This window comes from Microbacterium sp. BK668 (assembly GCF_004362195.1).
Classification (GTDB): domain Bacteria; phylum Actinomycetota; class Actinomycetes; order Actinomycetales; family Microbacteriaceae; genus Microbacterium.
This window is the reverse complement of record NZ_SNWG01000003.1, coordinates 13,857-31,602: the sequence shown is the minus strand read 5'-3', so window position 1 is coordinate 31,602 and position 17,746 is coordinate 13,857. Positions and strand designations below refer to the sequence as shown.

At 66.0% G+C, this 17,746-nt stretch carries 11 protein-coding genes and 1 riboswitch; of the genes, 6 read left to right on the top strand and 5 right to left on the bottom strand.

What is annotated here, in order from left to right; all coding sequences use genetic code 11:
- Positions 1-73: 73 nt before the first annotated feature.
- Together EV279_RS15570 and EV279_RS15565 are read left to right on the top strand one after the other, a co-directional pair.
- On the top strand, positions 74-1,165 hold the full coding sequence (locus EV279_RS15570; RefSeq protein ID WP_133545652.1) for a hypothetical protein: 1,092 nt from the start codon (positions 74-76) through the stop codon (positions 1,163-1,165).
- A 459-nt stretch (positions 1,166-1,624) separates the two neighbouring features.
- A complete protein-coding gene (locus EV279_RS15565; RefSeq protein ID WP_133545650.1) occupies positions 1,625-2,521 on the top strand; it encodes an FRG domain-containing protein in 897 nt (298 codons plus the stop codon).
- On the opposite strand, the gene EV279_RS15560 is transcribed toward EV279_RS15565, so the two are convergent.
- Complete coding sequence (locus EV279_RS15560; protein ID WP_133545648.1) at positions 2,484-4,667, bottom strand: hypothetical protein; 2,184 nt, start codon at positions 4,665-4,667, stop codon at positions 2,484-2,486. The two genes, EV279_RS15565 and EV279_RS15560, sit on opposite strands and share 38 nt — an antisense overlap.
- A gap of 896 nt (positions 4,668-5,563) precedes the next feature.
- On the opposite strand from EV279_RS15560, the gene EV279_RS15555 reads away from it, so the two are divergent.
- Positions 5,564-7,351 (top strand): ATP-binding protein, encoded by a 1,788-nt coding sequence (locus EV279_RS15555; RefSeq protein ID WP_166644546.1) that lies wholly within the window; start codon positions 5,564-5,566, stop codon positions 7,349-7,351.
- A 98-nt stretch (positions 7,352-7,449) separates the two neighbouring features.
- Here the strand turns inward: EV279_RS15555 and EV279_RS15550 are convergent, their stop codons facing one another.
- A complete protein-coding gene (locus tag EV279_RS15550; RefSeq protein WP_166644545.1) occupies positions 7,450-8,202 on the bottom strand; it encodes a thermonuclease family protein in 753 nt (250 codons plus the stop codon).
- 145 nt (positions 8,203-8,347) lie between these two features.
- On the opposite strand from EV279_RS15550, the gene EV279_RS15545 reads away from it, so the two are divergent.
- Entirely contained in the window at positions 8,348-9,343 is a 996-nt protein-coding gene (locus EV279_RS15545; protein WP_208109587.1) for a DUF2510 domain-containing protein, read from the top strand.
- Positions 9,344-9,825: 482 nt separating this feature from the next.
- Here EV279_RS15545 and EV279_RS15540 read toward each other — a convergent pair whose 3' ends face one another.
- From EV279_RS15540 to glyA, 3 genes are all read right to left on the bottom strand, one after another.
- Positions 9,826-11,265 (bottom strand): hypothetical protein, encoded by a 1,440-nt coding sequence (locus EV279_RS15540; protein WP_133545643.1) that lies wholly within the window; start codon positions 11,263-11,265, stop codon positions 9,826-9,828.
- 606 nt (positions 11,266-11,871) lie between these two features.
- Complete coding sequence (locus tag EV279_RS15535; protein WP_133545641.1) at positions 11,872-12,756, bottom strand: bifunctional methylenetetrahydrofolate dehydrogenase/methenyltetrahydrofolate cyclohydrolase; 885 nt, start codon at positions 12,754-12,756, stop codon at positions 11,872-11,874.
- Between the two features lie 152 nt (positions 12,757-12,908).
- Positions 12,909-14,183 carry a serine hydroxymethyltransferase gene (gene glyA / locus EV279_RS15530; RefSeq protein ID WP_133545639.1) on the bottom strand — a complete coding sequence of 425 codons (1,275 nt, stop codon included), beginning with the start codon at positions 14,181-14,183 and terminating at the stop codon, positions 12,909-12,911.
- Between the two features lie 50 nt (positions 14,184-14,233).
- A riboswitch (ZMP/ZTP riboswitch) is annotated at positions 14,234-14,318 on the bottom strand.
- Positions 14,319-14,570: 252 nt separating this feature from the next.
- Here glyA and EV279_RS15525 point away from each other — a divergent pair.
- Both EV279_RS15525 and nagA read left to right on the top strand, forming a co-directional pair.
- Positions 14,571-16,133 (top strand): family 20 glycosylhydrolase, encoded by a 1,563-nt coding sequence (locus tag EV279_RS15525; RefSeq protein ID WP_133545637.1) that lies wholly within the window; start codon positions 14,571-14,573, stop codon positions 16,131-16,133.
- Positions 16,130-17,275 carry an N-acetylglucosamine-6-phosphate deacetylase gene (nagA, locus tag EV279_RS15520; protein ID WP_208109586.1) on the top strand — a complete coding sequence of 382 codons (1,146 nt, stop codon included), beginning with the start codon at positions 16,130-16,132 and terminating at the stop codon, positions 17,273-17,275. The genes EV279_RS15525 and nagA overlap by 4 nt, the downstream gene beginning before the upstream one ends.
- The last annotated feature ends 471 nt before the right edge of the window (positions 17,276-17,746 follow it).

Here is a 17,746-nt window from a genome sequence, read left to right as displayed (position 1 = left end):
CCTAGGTGGCGCCTTAGATTCCTGCTCCGCGCGCCGCCCGCTGACTGGCTCTGAGTTGGGCCACCCTTGCGATGTGGGTGATGGCACGGACTCGACTGGACAGATCGCGCCAGACGACCGCGGGCGGAGGGGCGCGAGCGGTGTCTCCGCGTTCATCGCCAGGGTGCTTGAGCAGCTGAGCGCAGACTCTTGGCTTCCCGCGGTATTCCTCGTTGGAAACGTCGCTGTCCTATTCGAGTTGGAGCCCTCTGGATGGCATCCGGGAGTCTGGGCGGCGGTCTCGCGTCTTGTGCAGATGGAGTGGGGCGCTCTCGTGATTCTGCTCTTCGCGATCGTCATTGCAACTATCGCGATCCAGGCATTCGAGTTCGAGCTACTGCGACTCCTGGAGGGGTACTGGCGTCGGCCACCACTTCTCGTCCGCTGGGGTCACTACCGCATCCGGCGGCACCGAGAGCAGTATGAGTCAATCGTTGCGGAGATCGCGCAGACGGAGCGTAAGTGGACGTTGGCCCAGCTTGAGACCGCGCTCCTCGCGGGCGACAGTGAGGAGGCCAGGCTTTGGGGAATGGAACTCAAGATCTTGGCGGACCTGGAACTTAGTGATGAGGAGGCCGCGCTGACGGACAAGCTCGATGAGCTTCGTGAGCGATCACTGAAGGATGCCGAGACCGAGCATCGATTGGTCATACTCGATCTGCGTCTGGAGGACTATCCGGAGCCAGGTCGCATCCTCCCAACCCGACTCGGGAACGTAATGAGGTCTGCAGAGGACCAGGTTCACGTGGAAGAAGGCGAGAACCTCGAGGGATTCATGATCCGCCACCTCGACTCGCTGCCGATCACGATTGCCGACGAACACAGGGTGCACCGAGAACGCCTCGACATGTACTGCGCAATGATGCTCGTGCTGCTTGCATTGTCAGCCACCGCAGTATTGGTACTGCCGTTCGACGAGGCGAGCATAGGGTGGCACATCGGTATACCCATTGCGTATCTGCTGGCGATTTGGCCGTGTTACAACGCCGCGATAGCGAGCGCGAGAGGCTTCGGCGGTGCTTTGCTCGAGGCCTACAATGCGCTCAGGATGGCTGGGAAACCAGCTCCAATGGCCGCTGACATTTCGGGCACACCGGCATCGGCTGACCACTATTCCAATGTTTGACAACGGTGGAGTGTTCTGCGCAGCGCACAAGTTTGGAAGTCGCTCGAGGCGACCTCCCTGCAACGCGGCGGGGCGTCATAGCGCACACCGTACCACCGCAGTAGACATTAGTGAATGTGAGGGTACATTTTCGGGGCGCACGCTAGCGCAGGGGCGACCGAGGATGTAACGGCGCGCTCTTCCGTCGGCCGCGTCATTCCGGTGGCTGGAAAAACGGTTGTGCGGTGGCCCCAGCATCTGAGTCGCGCCCCAAGGGTGCGTCGAACGTCCCCTTGGGCGGCGCGCGGAAGCTATCCACATACGGGCACTGCACGGTGGTGGAGCCGTCGCGAGCGCTGGGTGGCACGCGCGATTGCGATCGGGACGCGTTCGCCTGCGCAACGGCGCGATCCCACATGCAGGCTGCTTGATTGCACGCGAACCGATTGTCCCTAGACTCGCGATCAAGAAGGGGGATGCGTGGTACGGACGGACGGATGGCTCTGGAAGGCAACCGGCTGGTGCGTCACGGCCACCTCAGAGCGCGATCTGATGACGCTCCTCGGTGGTATCGGCGTTTACAGCCGCGGTGCTCAGTTCGCGTGGCGCGGCATGGCAAGCGCCGACTATCATCTCTCGGCCTCGCTCCAGAGACGGCTGCCGAACAATGCGAGCGAGGAGACGGTCGCTGCCGCCGAGAGCGCGATCCTCGACCACGCCAGGGACTGGGGGCTCGGCATGCATGAGGGCCGCGTACTCAGTGACGTCCAGCTACTTGCCGATCTTCAGCACTTCGGCGCGCCTACTCGTCTGGTCGACTTCACGATTAACCCGATGACGGCTCTTTGGTTCGCGTGCCAGCCCGTTCCGGATGGATCCCGAAATGGCCGCGGCACCTCGCTGACTGCTCAGGGCCTCCTTCTCGCAATCAACCGTTCGCAGTACAAAGAACGGTCGACTGAACGCGATCGACCGGCATTCACTTGGGGCGATCTTGAAGGCAGTTCCATCGACTGGACTGGCTCCCCACAAGTCATCCAGGCGTCGATCCCGAACGCGCGCCTACGCGCACAAGAGGGGTACTTCATCGCTGGCACTACCAATACCGGCCTCCGAGCCCGCATGACCCCTTTCCGAGCATTCGAAGTGCCTTTCGCAACGGGCGACCCCGAGCACCTTCGCAATCAGCTGACGGAGGCGCACCGGCGTCCAGGGAAGCCACGTAACGTGCCGTTCATCGCGATCAAGATTCCCAAGCAAGTCAAGGAGCGCATGCTGCAGGTGCTGAGAGCGAGCTACAACCGCACCGCGTCCGTCATGTTCCCCGACTTCGACGGCTTCATCCGGTATGGCGTAGACAGTGCTCTTGGCCAGTAAGAGTCGCTCGGTACGAGCGTCCAGCGTTCGGCTCACCTATTGCTCCCGAGACACCGCACATGCCTTCATTCAACAGCCGACAACGGTCTGGCGGATGCCGGCGCCTTAACCATCCTCCAACGGGCGGTCGGGGTCGATTGTTGAAGACCCTCCCGTTGAGGGGGCGGCGAGCGAAGCAGCAGGCCGGTCGGATCACGCACCGTCGACGATGAAACGCGTTGAGCTGACGTCCATGCATGCCGATCCTCCGGGCCGAGATTAAGACTCCGCCGAGGGCGGGGTTCGGCGCCGCAGTCGTCGTCGCGGCGATTCGGTCCAACAGACACCCTGCTCGGGGGTCGTCCTTGGCGCGCTTCGCTTCCCGGTCGAGGAAGATGTCGGAGATGCTGCGAGACGTCGCGTACGACTCAAGTGCGATGGCGAGGGCGTCCCCCGTGACCCGGTCGGAGTAGGCGCGAATGCTGTCGAGGCCTGCGGGCGAAAGCGGGTTACCGTGCGCAACTGCGTTGCGTACCCGGCGATGACGGTTTCGAACGAGCTGTGTCTGAGCCAGTATTCGTGCGCGACTCCGCGCCTCCTCGGCAGTGTCGGAGATGGCCAATAGGGCCGCTTCGACGCTAGCCTGCATCGCCCGAGTAGACGCGAGCTCGCGTAGATCGTCTCGCGCGTCCCACGCCTTCACGAAGCTGACCACGCGAGCACCGTGGGTCGTGTAGCGACACACTTTGGCCTCCACCTCCTTCCGCTTGCGGTGCTGCTCGGGGGTCTCTTCGGGATAGTTCAGCGGTGCGACGAGCGCAGCCAAGACCCAGTCGTCCCAGGCGCGTCGAGCTTCATGCGACATCAGCTCGTTCATGAGTGATTCGGGCTTCAGCTTCGCGAGAGACGCGACTTGCTCGAGGGCGTGATCTTCGAGCGCCGTGGCTACGCGTGGGGTTACGGGGCGCGTGTCGTAAAAGTGCATGTCCCGATGGTCAGTCAGTCGTGCTTCCTTGACTGCGGCCAGAGCTTCGACCAGCGGCTCGGGCATCGGTGCGCTTGTCATCGCGGTTTCGAGTCGCTTCGACCAGCTCTCCACGAGTTCGCTGGTCGCCCCGATTCCGTAGTCATCGGCGAAGGATTCCTGAGGGGCCGTATTCGCTCCGAAGCTCACCTGGGCAGGGTCGCCGTCCAAGAGCGTCACCGAGGTTCCGGTACTGACCCAGCTCACACCACCCGCGCCGGCGGCGATATTCAGGAGGGCGTCGACCCGCCGCTCTGCTTCCTCGGAAGCGCCCAGGGGGCTCCGCTCGCCCAGGTCCACCCGCGTAAGTACGAAGCTCTCACCGCCGCGATAGTCTTCCAGGATCTGGTCGCCGTCGAGCCCGAGAGGGTGACGCAGAACCGCGCGAAGCTCGTCCCGCTCTGGGAAGTCCTGCCGGCCTTCCGCGAGGGCGTCGTGGATCGCGAAGTCGGCACGCAGGAACGTGATGGGACCAGCTGCGGTGCGCCACGGCACGCGTGCGCGGCGATATAGCGCCCACACGACGACCGTGCCGTTCGGTGGTTCGGTGGCGAGAAGCCGTTCCGCAGCGGCCACACGAGAGGCGGCCGAGTCGTCCTTGAACTGATCGTCCTGTTCCATGATTCGCTCTAGGTCCCATCCTCCTGGGTCTACGGAGAGCAAATTGCTGACATCTCCGAGAACGCCGAAGCCGCGTGCTGCTTCCCGTAGCTGACTGGCGATGATCCGTGCCCTCGGTTCCAGCTCTTCCCTGGAGACTCCTGGTTCGGCCGCCATGTCGCAGAGGTCGCGAAATGCGGCGCTGATGGTCGATGGTCGTGTCCACAGTTGCTTGAAGCGTGTGGCCGCCCGCACCACGAGTGGGCGGTCATTCGTCGTCACCAGATCCGGGAGGAGTCCCGAGATCACGGCGAGAACCTCCGGCCCAACCGCCTTCGTCAAGAACGCGATGTCGCCGTCCAGTGAGTTGCGGTTCCCGCCGTGGGTCCAGGCTTCCTGCCGTGCGTCTCGCGCCCACGTTGCCAGTTCTGCCACTGCCTCGCCGAGGGTGAATGGGCGTGGTGAACGGTGCGGCACTCGGATGATGTCGGCGACGGACTGAATCCAGTCCTCGCGTGCACGGGGGCCCGCATCGGTCGTCATGTTGTCACGCTAGAGGAGTTCGGGCGTGGTCGATTCAGTCCTCCCATGCGGCGGCGAGAGGTTGTGCCCTCGGTTGCCCATGCGCGGCGGCGAGGTCCGCGTTTGAGGCGCTCACCGCCTATTGCCGAAAGGGCGCGCGTTTCGTCAGGACGGGCGGCTATCCGAGCGAGTTGGCTAGATGGTTCCAACCGGTGCGACGCCTGGCGGCGCCAGTATCGCTCGAACGCGGCGTCTATCTGGTCTACCCAGTCACTTGCGCGTTCACTGACTGCCGACCGCGGCAGAAGCGCATCCTCGGCATCGACAAGCATCACCGCTTCGGAGGACCCGGCGACGGGTCGGCACTCCGACGACGCTCGAAAAGTAGCCGATTGCGACGTCGTTTGGCTCCAGGTTGGACCATCGTCGACACCTCGCGCGGCTACGAACTAGTGGCCAGCACATGAGGCACCACCGGCTCCGTATGCGGCACTTCAGCCGCCAGCATCGTGTGCCCTGTACTCACAATGCCCCCCTTTCTCTTGCTAGGCGCGGCTCGCCTCCGTCCTCTCGAGGAGTCGTGCCTAGAGAAAGGTCAGCAAGCCACCGGTCAGGAGGAACTTGCAGGCGATCGCGGTACGTCCCACCACGGTGCCGCCTCGCCACCGCTGACAAGTTGGGCCAAGAACGTGGTCGGGCTCAGGGCGGGGGTCGGTGCGGAGAGCATGGCGAAAACGTAGACGTTCGGGTACTGCCGACGCGGGTGGGAGACTGCCCAGGATCGCGCCGCCCGCTCGACGGGAAATCGTGCGCGCCCGCACGCCAGGCCGTCTACTCCGCAACCGGTCTGTATCGTCGGTCTGACAGTTGAGCGGCAGCGCTCGTACCAATTGGCGAGCGATAGGGGCGCGACGCAGGTGACTACTCCGAGGATTTCAACCGCGTTGTCGGCTGGCGGCCTAAGACAGCTGCGCCTGATCCGATTCAGATCTTTCGAGGACTTCTCCATCTCGTTTGGCGACGGGGCTCTCCTCGTTGGGCCGAACAACGCGGGAAAGTCGACGCTACTGACGGCGATTCGGCTTGCTGATACGCTCGTTCGCTACGCTCATCGGCGCAACCCAGAGTCGTCGACGCGCGCCGGAGATGTGCGGGTTCTTACGTATCCGATTCAGTTGCGAGATTACCCATCGTTGCGGGACAGCATCCGCTACGAATTCGGTACGGCCGAGTCACGACTCGAGCTCACATGGAAGTCCGGCGCCAAACTCGTCGCTGTGTGGCCGGAGGAATCTTCCGATGGAGATGATGAACCGTACTTCTATCTCCTCCAGGCTTCCGGCACTCCCGTTCGGTCGACGGCTCAGGCCAAAGCGTCGTTCCCTGCTTTGGGCGTCGTTCCGGTGCTCGGCCCGATTGATCACAACGAGCGCCTCCTGGACGCGGTCTACGTCAAGAACAACATCGCCGGGCGACTGAGCAGTCGCCACTTTCGGAATCAATTGCGATTGCTCGAAGAGTCTGGTGATCTGGCCGACTTCTTGACGTGGGCATCTGAGTGGATGGGAGATCTGGCGTTCGACCGGGTTCAAACTCAGATGTCAGATGACGGAGCGGTCGTTACCGCGTTCGTCTTCGAAGCAGCCAGCAGAGTGCCAAAGGAACTGGTGTGGGCCGGTGACGGCATTCAGGTGTGGTTGCAATTGCTTTACCACGTGCACAGAATCCGTAATCAGGCAGTGATTGTGCTCGACGAGCCTGAGGTATATCTGCACCCTGATCTACAGCGGAGGCTGGTACGTCTGTTGGAGTCGACGGGAGCCCAGGTCGTGATCGCGACCCACTCCACCGAACTGCTGGCGGAAGCAGACGGCAGGAACGCAATCCTCGTGGACCGGTCTCGACGGCGAGGAATCCGACCGACCACCGAAGCGCAGCACGACATGCTCTCCGCGATGCTCGGCACAGCTTTCAACCTCCGAATCGCCAAGGCCCTACGTTCACGGGTGGCCGTGTTCGTGGAGGGACGCGACATGGTGGTCCTCCGGCATTTCGCTCGGCGCCTAGGTCTTGCGCACGTCGAGCGGGAAGAGGGCCTCTCCGTGATACCTCTGAACGGATACACCGGCTGGCGACACGTAGAAGCATTCCGTTGGCTAATCGAGGAGATCCTGCCAAACAGCCTTAGGACCTTCGTCATCCTCGACCGCGATTATCGGGCTGACCGCGAGTGCTCCGCCGTCACCGATGCACTTGCCGCTGTCGGCGTGGATGGCCACGTGTGGCGTCGCAAGGAGCTTGAAAGCTACTTGCTTACGCCGTCGGTGATTTCGCGTCTGTCCGGAGCGCCGCTGTCGTCAGTCGCGGAGTGGATCGCAACGATCAGTGACGCAATGGGCAACGAAGTCTTCGGCAGACAACTTCAGGAACGGGTGACCTCAGAAGTTCACGCAAGACAGCACCAGGTTGATGTGATGTCGGCGTTCAAGGCCGAGTTCGATGAGGCCTGGGCCGATCTCGATTATCGGTTGTTCGCCAGCCCGCCAAAGCAGATCATCTCAGCCCTGAACAGACAGCTCCAGGCGAATGGCTACAAGGCGGTCTCCGTCTCCGGACTCGCGAGAGCGCACCGTGTTGACGAGATTGCTGAGGAGATGCGCGACTTGCTGGAGCTAATCAACTCAGCGGCCGCCGATGGCGGCTGAGCAGGCACGACTCCGTCTCCACAATCGATGCTGTTCATATGACGGTCCCTCACCGCGCGCTTCTGGTGGCTTTAGAAAGGGGGGTGAGAAGCTACGGCCTACTCGCAGGCCAGCCCGTCGCCTTCGCCATCCCCGTTGTTGCCGGTTCCGTTGGCGAACCAGTCGTAGATGGGTGCTTCTGCCGGGATGTCGCGCGAGAAGGGGCCGGTCGGATGGCCGTTCGGGTTGTCCTTGAGCTTGGTGCATGACGTGTACTGCTTCCACCATTCGTCGGCTGCGGGCGGTGCGACGGGTGGCTGCGCCGCTTGCTGTTCGGCAGCGATTCGCGCCTGTTCGGCGGCGTCGGCCGCCGCTTTGCAGGCAGTCGTCATTACCGTGCCGTCAGGTGCGAGGGTGGCGACCTGTGCGCCGTGGTATTCGGGCTCACGGGGGTGCGCCGGGTAACCATCGGTGGAGTCGTATCGCGCGACGGCCAGACCGGAGGTCAGCAACGGCAGCGCGAGATCTGTGCTCTGCGGCGCGCCGACGTACCGCAGCATCCTGCCGTGCTGGTCCGTATCGTTCTGGCCCTCGGGGAGTTCCAGGGTGAGCGAATCCCCCTCATTCAGCATCGAGGAAATAAGGGCTGACGACTCGGCGAACCCGCACTCGCCACGCTCGGGGGCGTCGATTCCGATGAGCCGGACGGTGCCGGCGCTGGTCTCGATAGTGTCTCCATCGAGTACCGACAGAAATGTGACCGACGATTCAGCGGTCGGCGTCGGAGTCGAGTCACGATCTGCCGAGCCAGGGGAGCACGCGACCAGGAAACTGGTGACCACGACAACGACCGCAATCCGGAGTGCACGCATATGGCTGAGCATAAGACCCACTCCGCCTCGCATGTTGGTTCCAGTTGCTAAGCGGTCACGAAGCGTGCCGGCATGGAACGCCGCCATACGAACTCACGACAAATATCAGTGACTGGCAGGGCGTGGCGTCGCTACATTGAGGCCTGTGAGCATACCTGCAGCGTGGCATCCTGATCCCACCGGCCGTCACGAGAAGCGCTACTGGGATGGCGCGGCTTGGACGGATCACGTCTTCTCTCGCGGGGAGCAGGGCATTGATTCCCTCCATCCGTCTGCGCCAGATGGCGGGACCGGGTCGGGAATGCTCGGCGAAGATCAAGCGATCGCCGATGACGCAGCCGTCGCGATGGTCGAAAAGAAGCCGGTCGCGGAGGCCCCGAAGAAGCTTTCTCGACGGGAAGCCCGAAGGCAGGGGCGAGACGAGTTCGAGAGCACCGCGCTCGCGGCGGCTCACGGTGATCGGTCGGCCCTGGCGGCGTTGCCGGACATTGTTGAGAACGCGCGCGCCCATTACCGCGGCAAGAAGTTCGACGAGAAGGCCTGGAAGGTGATGACGGTCGCGGCCCGCGACGTCCTCAGCGACGATCTGGTCACTGAGGAGGAAGAGCAGCACATCCTTCAACTCGCCGACGCGATCGGCATCCCCTACGCAGACATCCTCACGCGGGACTTCGAGCTCTACGAGGAACTCGTCATCGCTCGCATCAATGACGGTCGGCTGCCCACGTTGGCTGACCCGCCACTCATTACGAAGAGGGGTGAAGTCGCATACCTCGCGCAACCCGTCGCACTCATGAAAGAGGTCGCCGTTCGCGAAATGCGCGGCGGTTCACGCGGCGTATCCGTCCGGATCGCGAAGGGCGTCTCGTACCGGGTTGGCCAGTCGCGAGCACGAAGCGTTGTAGTCGGCACGCAGCTTCAAGTTCAGGACACCGGTGACCTCGTCCTGACAAATGAGCGCGCCGTCTTCGTTGGCAACAGACGCACCCTGGAGTTCCGATACGACAGACTGATCGGAATGGAAGAATTCGCAGACGGGCTGCGTCTGAATGTCTCCAACCGGCAGCTGGCATCTCTGTTCAGGTTCAGTCGCCCCGCGTCGGCGTCTATCGCGGCCGCTCTCATTGCACGCAGCGGCTAAGCAACGGCCGTGCTCAGCGCACGCACGTTGTCTCGGCGGCCCCGACAGCCCCCAGACGCGCCGACCGCTCTCGGAGTCCGTCCCCCATAGCGCCGTACCCGCGCCCCGAAGCAGACAGGCGGGTCCGGCTGGCCTGAGGCCGAAACGGATCTGGCCTGCGCTCTTGACGGTCCTCCTGGTGTGCGTGAAAGGGTGCCTCAGCGTGCTGTCACCATCTTCGATCCGCCCTCTGGACTGCTCCGCGGCTCCGACCATACGCCTCTGCTGTCGCCGCAGCCTGCGTACATCTCAGCCCGGGATACGCCGGCGCTGTCCCGCAACCGCCCGGCCCCGCCAGCGCGGCCGTCCGCGACCTGTGCTTCACGAGTACGGTCAGGAGCGAACGGGCAGCCGCATGTGACTCGATGCCGTTCCCGCGGCGATCCGCGCACCGCCGGGTGCCGCGTTGTGCTGCTGCTGAGCCGTCCGAGTGTCGCTTGAGGCTAGTGGGCAGGTCGGCTGCCGTAGTTGTGGAGATTCCCTCGTGGATTTGCATGGGTTATACGGACCAGCCCGCCCGGTCTGTTCGGCCGGGCGAATATGAACTCCCAGTTGCCCACCTGAATCTCCTGGTTCCAGCTGGTGAAGCCAGGCCGCGAGACGATATTCGACGCGAGTGAAGCAGCGGCCTCAAAGTCCTCAAGAACGAGCGCCGAGGCCGCGACGGTCTGACCTGCAGGACCTCTTGAGTTGAACTCCACTCGGTTGTCGATCGCGAGGGACGGCTGATGGTGGTGGGTCACGCTTCCACGTGCGATCTCACCGGGTCCGGGGCCGTGAAGAGCACCTCCACGTGCCGCAGCGGGGGAGAGCGGGGTCGTCTGCCGAATCACTGCTCTCGGTGCATCTGTGCCGCGTCCGGTCCCCGCATAGTGCTGGCGGTATCCGGCGAGCGCCTCTGGGAAGTGCTCGGTTGCCGCACCGCTCACCCAGTAACGATGGCCCGTAGTGGTGCGCAGGGTGAAGCTGCGGGGTATAGCGGTGCCGGGTCTCGTGGGTTGAGTCGGTGTGATCTGCCTGAACACCGGATATGCGGTGTCAACCTCAGCCCCGAGTTCGGAGGGGAGGAGGCCTTGGAACGGGTCGCGCGTCAAATGCTCTGGCGGCGGTCCCACGGGTGCGCCATGTTGACGCTCGAACCCGAGCCGCTGTTCACCAAGCCCCGCGGGAGGAACCCGTCGCTCGGCGACCCGTGGTGATCTCGACGGTCTAGGAGCTCCTGTGAACGCCCTGCGGCCGCGTGCGGCGATGAAGCCGGCGAACCGCCCAAGGAGCATGTTGAAGAGGAGAACGATCATGTCTGCTTCAAGATCCTCGAGAAGCGCGGTCATCTGTTCGTGGTACTGAGCGATAGCCTCAAGTACCGCGTGATGGATACGAGGAGCGTTCGAATTGGTGAAATGGGTCGGCCAGATCGATCCTTCGGGTCCGAAGTAGTAGCCGTAAGAATTGTCGGGCTGCAGGTGTAGCTGGGCTGCCCGCTGCTGGACGGCGGTGAGCGCCGTTGTCCGATCTGGGTAAATCTGGCCAAACAGCGCAATGTCTTCGGCGGACGCGTGTAAATCGGTCAGCTGCAGGCCGGCGTGGATGCTGCCATTCGCCCATGAGATTTCGACCAGCGGCGGGTCCCCGGAGAGACGAAGACTCTCAGCGAGGTTGTCGATATAGCTTGCCGAGCTGCCGATGTGCGACAGGTCGTGACCGACCGCCTCGCGCCTGAAGCTGTGTGATTGGGTCAGTATCCGAGCGTGCCTGTCTCGGATGACCGAATCCTCTTCGACGAAGATGTCCCGTTGGACTTGCCGATTGTGACCCACACCCCGGGGACCGGTCGGAACTGCCAGCAGCTGTGCTACCGCCCGATTACCGGCGGTCGTCTGCAAAGCAGCGAACGTCCGCGCGAGTGGGGCTGATTCTGTCTGGCCCGCAGTAGTGCTTCGGCCCGATTGACTCGACGGTGCGAATCGCTGTTGGCGGTGACTTTCTAAACGTTCCGACATGGAATCTCGCCTGCAAAGGTCGATGTGGCCCGGTGTCGATCGTAGTCCGCGCCCGGATGGCTGTTGGTGCTTCGCAGTCTGCCCGAAAGGGAACGAGTTCGCTCAGACTGCTTACTCCGTGCATCAGGGCAGGGAGAACCAGGGCTGTGATGTCCTCGCCCGTGCGCGTGGTCAGCGTTCGTCGTCGTCCGGAGTCGCGCTGCGCGCGGTGATGTGCTCGGCCGGAAGCGCCTCTTCGATCCGATCGATCTGGCCAGTCAATCCGCCGCCGATGTCCACGTATCCCGTCTCCAACCGCCTGGGAACGGTGTTGATCGCGGCAGGGGTGACCGGGGTGAACGGGAGCGGGTCCCCCAGCGTTCAGATCACCGTTGCGTCGGTGTGCCTGCGGGTGCCCGCGACTGGCGTGCACGTTTACCCCGCACTGTCATTAGCCCGATGGGCGCCGCCCTAACGAACGCTTGGCTGGCCAGCAACGGCCGCTCGCAGCTACTCCCCCGCGGCGCGCTCCGCGGCCTCGACCACGTTCGTTATGAGCAGCGCGACCGTCATCGGCCCCACTCCCCCAGGGTTCGGCGAGAGCCACCCGGCGACCTCGGCGACGTCGGGCGCGACATCCCCGTATACGACGCTCTTCCCAGACTCAGGGTCGGTCTCGCGCGTCACCCCGACGTCGAGCACGGCCGCGCCGGGCTTCACATCCGCCGCCGACACGATGTGCTTCACGCCGGCGGCGGCCACGATGACGTCCGCTTGCCGGAGGTGCGACGCCAGGTCGACCGTGCCGGTGTGGGTCAGCGTCACGGTCGCGTTGTACTCGCGGCGCGTGAGCAGGAGGCCGATCGAGCGGCCGATCGTCACGCCGCGGCCGACGACGACGACGTGCTTGCCGGCGAGCTCGTAGCCGTTGCGCACGAGCAGCTCGATGACGCCGCGCGGCGTGCAGGGCAGGGGCGTCGTGATCGGCGAGTTGACGTTGAGCACGAGCCGGCCGAGGTTGACCGGGTGCAGGCCGTCGGCGTCCTTCGCGGGGTCGATGCGCTCGAGGATCGCGTCGGTGTCGAGGTGCTTCGGCAGCGGCAGCTGCACGATGTAGCCGTGGCAGTCGGCGTCGGCGTTGAGCTCGTCGATGAGGGCCTGGACGTCCTCCTGCGACGCGTCGGCGGGCAGCTCGCGCTGGATCGAGTTCATCCCGATCGCCTCGGACTCGCGGTGCTTCATCCCGACGTACAGCTGCGACGCGGGGTCGGCGCCGACGAGCACCGTGGCGATGCCGGGCGTGATCCCCTTCTCCTTCAGCGCCGCGACGCGCTCTTTCAGCTCGGCCTTGATGTCGGCGGCGGCCGCGCGGCCGTCGAGCTTCTGTGCCGTCATGATCTGCCTTCCGGTCCGGCTCGCACCCGAGCCGCGGGTCGAAGTCGAGGAGAGGAGAAGGATGCCTCGGCCGAGGCATCCTGAATCCCTATGTCGATAGTGATATCAGAAGAGCCGCTATCGCGCGACGGCCCTTCCGTTGAGCGGGCGTCCTACTGCTGCAGCCCCGGGTAGAGCGGGAACGCGGCGGTGAGGGCCGCGACGCGCGCGCGGAGCTCTTCGACGTCGGCTCCCGGCAGCAACGCCTTCGCGATGATGTCGGCGACCTCGGTGAACTCCTCGTCGCCGAACCCGCGCGTCGCGAGCGCCGGCGTGCCGATGCGCAGGCCAGAGGTGACCATCGGCGGACGAGGGTCGTTCGGGACGGCGTTGCGGTTCACGGTGATGTGGATGTCGTGCAGGAGGTCTTCGGCCTGCTTTCCGTCGATCTCGGCGTTGCGGAGGTCGACGAGCACGAGGTGCACATCGGTGCCGCCCGAACGCACCGTGATGCCGGCGTCGGTGACGTCGGACTGCGACAGGCGCTCGGCGATGATGTGCGCGCCGCGGAGCACGCGCTCCTGGCGCTCCTTGAACTCCGGCGTCGCGGCGAGCTTGAACGCCGTGGCCTTCGCGGCGATGACGTGCATGAGCGGGCCGCCCTGCTGCCCCGGGAAGACGGCGGTGTTGAGCTTCTTGGCGAGGTCCTCGTCGTTCGTGAGGATGAAGCCCGAACGCGGGCCGCCGATCGTCTTGTGCACCGTCGACGAGACGACGTGCGCGTGGGGCACGGGCGACGGGTGCACGCCGGCGGCGACGAGACCGGCGAAGTGCGCCATGTCGACCCAGAGGTACGCGCCGACCTCGTCGGCGATGGCGCGGAAGCGCGCGAAGTCGAGCTGACGCGGGTACGCCGACCAGCCCGCGATGATGACCTTCGGCCGGTGCTCCACGGCGAGGCGGTGCACCTCGTCCATGTCGATGACGCTCGTCTCGGGGTCGACGCCGTACGCGACGATGTTGTAGAGCCGGCCCGAGAAGTTGATCTTCATACCGTGCGTGAGGTGGCCGCCCTGGTCGAGCGACAGCCCCAGGAGCGTGTCGCCGGGACGGGCGATCGCGTGCAGCACGGCGGCGTTCGCGGTGGCGCCCGAGTGCGGCTGCACGTTGGCGAACTTCGCCCCGAACAGCGCCTTGGCGCGGTCGATGGCGAGCTCCTCGGCGACGTCGACCTCTTCGCAGCCGCCGTAGTAGCGGCGGCCCGGGTAGCCCTCGGCGTACTTGTTCGTGAGGACCGAGCCCTGCGACTGCAGCACCGACACGGGCACGAAGTTCTCGGACGCGATCATCTCGAGGTACCCGCGCTGGCGGTCGAGCTCGCGCTCCAGCACCTGCGCGATCTCGGGGTCGACCTCGGCGAGGGGGGCGTTGAAGAACTGATCGGTCATGGCGATCTCCTTGACGACGGCTTTCGGGAGCGGCACGGGGTGCCGGGAATCACATCGGCCCAGGCGTGCGGTCGAATGCCGTAGTCGGTCGCTCCCCGGTGGTCGGCCACCTCAACGCCAGTCGCGACATAGCGAGCATAACGGATGCTGTCGCCCGGGGCGGTGGGGGGCGGGGCGTCTCGGGGGTTCGGGGTTGGCCCCTCCTCTCGCTTCGCTCGCTCGGGGACTGGGGGAAGCCGTGGGGCGCGGGGGCTTCGCTCGCTCGGGGACCGGGGGAAGCGAAGGCGCCCGGGCGCTTGCTCGCTCGGGGACCGGGAGAACGCTAGGCTGGAACTGACGTTTGTTAGGGATCTTTACTGAATCGTCGACGATCAGAATGGAGACACCGTGTCGCTACCCGCCGTCGTCCCCGCGCCCGCTTCGCTCGTGGCGGGCGCCTCCGCGCCGTTCCGGTTGGAGCAGCCGGTCCGGATCGCGGGAGACACGGATGCTGCGGCCGCCCTGGCAGCGCTCATCAGCGCGCGGACGGCCTTGGCGGTTCACCCTTCGGCAAGCTCAGGGACTGGAGGGCAAGGCTCCGAGCTCGGAGAGGGGGTTATCGAATTGCGGATCGACCCTTCGACGAGCCGAGCGACCGGGGGGCGGGAGTCGTACTCGATCGTCGTGGACGAGGCATCCGTCCGCGTCACGGGCGCCGACGCGGCCGGCCTCTTCTACGGCGTCCAGACGCTCGGCCAGCTGCTCACACGGGACGGGGGCGGATGGCTTGTGCCCGCCGTCGTCGTCGAAGACGCGCCGCGGTTCCGCTACCGCGGCGTCATGCTCGACGTCGCCCGCCACTTCCACTCCGTCGACACCGTCAAGGCGTACATCGACCGCGCAGCGGGGCTCAAGCTCAACGTGCTGCACCTGCACCTCTCCGACGACCAGGGCTGGCGCATCCAGCTCTCGTCCAGGCCGATGCTCACCGAGCTCGCGTCGCATTCCGCCGTGGGCGGCGATCCCGGCGGGTTCTACACCAAGGCCGACTATCGCGAGATCGTCGAGTACGCGGCATCCCGTCACGTCACCGTCGTTCCCGAGATCGACATGCCGGGGCACACGCACGCCGTGGGCGTCGCGTATCCCGAGCTCGCCGAGGCGCCGCTGCTTAGTCCCCTCATCGAAGACGTCATCGCGCAGTACGGGGGCGGCACGCCGACCCCCGGCGAGCTGTATCAGGGCATCGCCGTCGGATTCTCGTCGCTGAAGATCCACGACGAGGCGACCTATGACTTCCTCGCGGACGTGTTCGGCGAGCTCGCGGCGATGACCCCAGGCCCCTACCTCCACGTCGGGGGCGACGAGGCTCTCGGAACCGACCCCGACGACTTCGCCACCTTCATGGAGCGCGCGACCGACCTGGTCGCCGACCTCGGCAAGACGCCGATCGCGTGGCACGAGGCCGGCGCCGCCGCCGGGCTCAACCCCGACACGATCGGCCAGTACTGGGGCTACACGACACCCACCGAGGGCATGGACGACGACGCGCGCGCCTTCGTCCGCAATGGCGCACAGCTGATCCTCTCCCCCGCCGACGCCGTCTACCTCGACATGAAGTACGACGCGAGCACTCCGATCGGACTCGCGTGGGCCAACGGCCCGACGAGCGTCGAGCGCGCGTACGCGTGGGAGCCCGGCGAGATGATCGCCGGCGTCGACGAGTCGGACATCCTCGGCGTGGAGGCGCCGCTGTGGGCCGAGACCGTCCGCGGTCTCGCCGACATCGACCTCCTCGCCTTCCCGCGGATCGCCGCCGCCGCCGAAGCGGCGTGGTCGCCGCCGACCGGCGCGATCCCGCAGCGCTCGTGGGAGTCGTTCCGTGAGCGCGTCGGGTCGCTCGGGCCGCTGTGGACAAGCCTCGGCATCGGCTTCCACCCCTCCGACGAGATCCCCTGGACGACCGAGTGACGACTCTCCTCCATTCCGTGCGGCTCGTCGACGACGGCGCCGTGCACGACGACGCGTGGGTGCTGTTCGCCGGCGGACGCGTGTCGGCCCGGGGCACGGGTGGCGAGCGACCGGATGCCGCGACCGTCGTCGACGGCCGCGAGCTCGCCGGCGACGGGGCCGTCCTGACACCCGGGTTCGTCGACATCCACGGCCACGGCGGCGGAGGCGTCGCGTACGACGACGGCGCCGAGGCGATCCGCGCCGCGCGAACCCTGCATCGCGCGCACGGGACGACGCGGGCCGTGGTCTCGCTCGTGACCGCGCCCCTCGAGACGCTCGAGCGCCGGGCGGCGATGGTCGCCGACCTCATGACGACGGATGCCGACATCCTCGGATCGCACCTCGAGGGCCCCTTCCTCGACCCCGGTCACAAGGGCGCCCACGATCCGTCTCTCCTGCGACCGCCCGACGCCGCGTCGGTGGATCGGCTGCTCGAGGCGGGACGCGGCACCGTCCGGCAGGTCACGATCGCTCCGGAGCTGCCCGGCGGCCTGGACGCCATCCGCGCCGTCGTCGCCGCCGGGGCGGCGGCGGCCGTCGGTCACACCGGGGCCGACCTCGCGCAGTCGAGGGCGGCCTTCGACGCGGGAGCGACGATCCTCACGCACGCGTTCAACGCGATGCCCGGGCTGCACCACCGGCAGCCGGGGCCGGTCGCGGCCGCGGCATCCGATCCCCGCGTCACCCTCGAAGTCATCGCCGACGGAGTGCACCTCGACCCCGAGATCGTTCGCATCGCCTTCGCAGCGGCTGGGGGCCGCGTCGCCCTCGTGACGGATGCCATGGCGGCGGCAGGCGCCGAAGACGGCCGCTACGACCTCGGATCGCTCGCGGTCGACGTCGTCGGCGGTGTCGCACGGCTCGCCGCCGAGGGGTCGATCGCAGGATCGACGCTGACCCAGGATGCCGCGCTCCGCCTCGCCGTGAGGGCCGGCGTGTCGCTTCCCGACGCCGTCGCGGCACTGACGCGCGTGCCGGCGGCGGCGATCGGGCGCAGGGGCGACCTGGGAGCGCTGGCACCGGGCATGCTCGGCGATGCCGTGCTGCTGACCCGCGACCTGCACGTGCGCGGGGTCTGGGTCGGCGGCGAGCGCGCCTGAGCCGGCCCGCGCCGGGGCCGTTCCGCGCCTGAGCCGGCCCACGCCTGGGCCGTTCCGTGCCTGAGCCGGCCCACGCCTGGGCCGTTCCGCGCTTGAGCCGACCCGGAGCCGGACCCGGTCGCGATGGGTTATTCCCGTCTCCGCGGGCGCCGACGGGGGGCGGCGGCGCCCGCAGAGACGGGTTGCGGCCGTTGCATCCCCAAGGTGCAACGGCCGCGATTCCCGGAGAATCGGGGTGGGAAAACCCTCCCCCGAGTTCTCTCATCCCGCGGCGACCAGAGGCGTTCCGTTCCTCGGATCGTCGTGCCCGCGGGTTTCAGGAACGGAGCGGGCAATGTCTCCTGACCATGAGATGCGGCGCCTCGCGTTCTATGACGCGAAACTCCGAAAAAAATCCGAAGAGAATCCCAGCCGTAGCGGGAAAGCCCAGAACAACGGACAATAGAGCTACTTGGGGGGACAGTCGACGAC

What these genes read in the sequence shown, in the direction of transcription:
- EV279_RS15550 (WP_166644545.1), bottom strand. Translation starts at nt 8,202, where the DNA reads ATGCGTGCACTCCGGATTGCGGTCGTTGTCGTGGTCACCAGTTTCCTG.
- glyA (WP_133545639.1), bottom strand. Translation starts at nt 14,183, where the DNA reads ATGACCGATCAGTTCTTCAACGCCCCCCTCGCCGAGGTCGACCCCGAG.
- EV279_RS15560 (WP_133545648.1), bottom strand. Translation starts at nt 4,667, where the DNA reads ATGACGACCGATGCGGGCCCCCGTGCACGCGAGGACTGGATTCAGTCC.
- EV279_RS15535 (WP_133545641.1), bottom strand. Translation starts at nt 12,756, where the DNA reads ATGACGGCACAGAAGCTCGACGGCCGCGCGGCCGCCGCCGACATCAAG.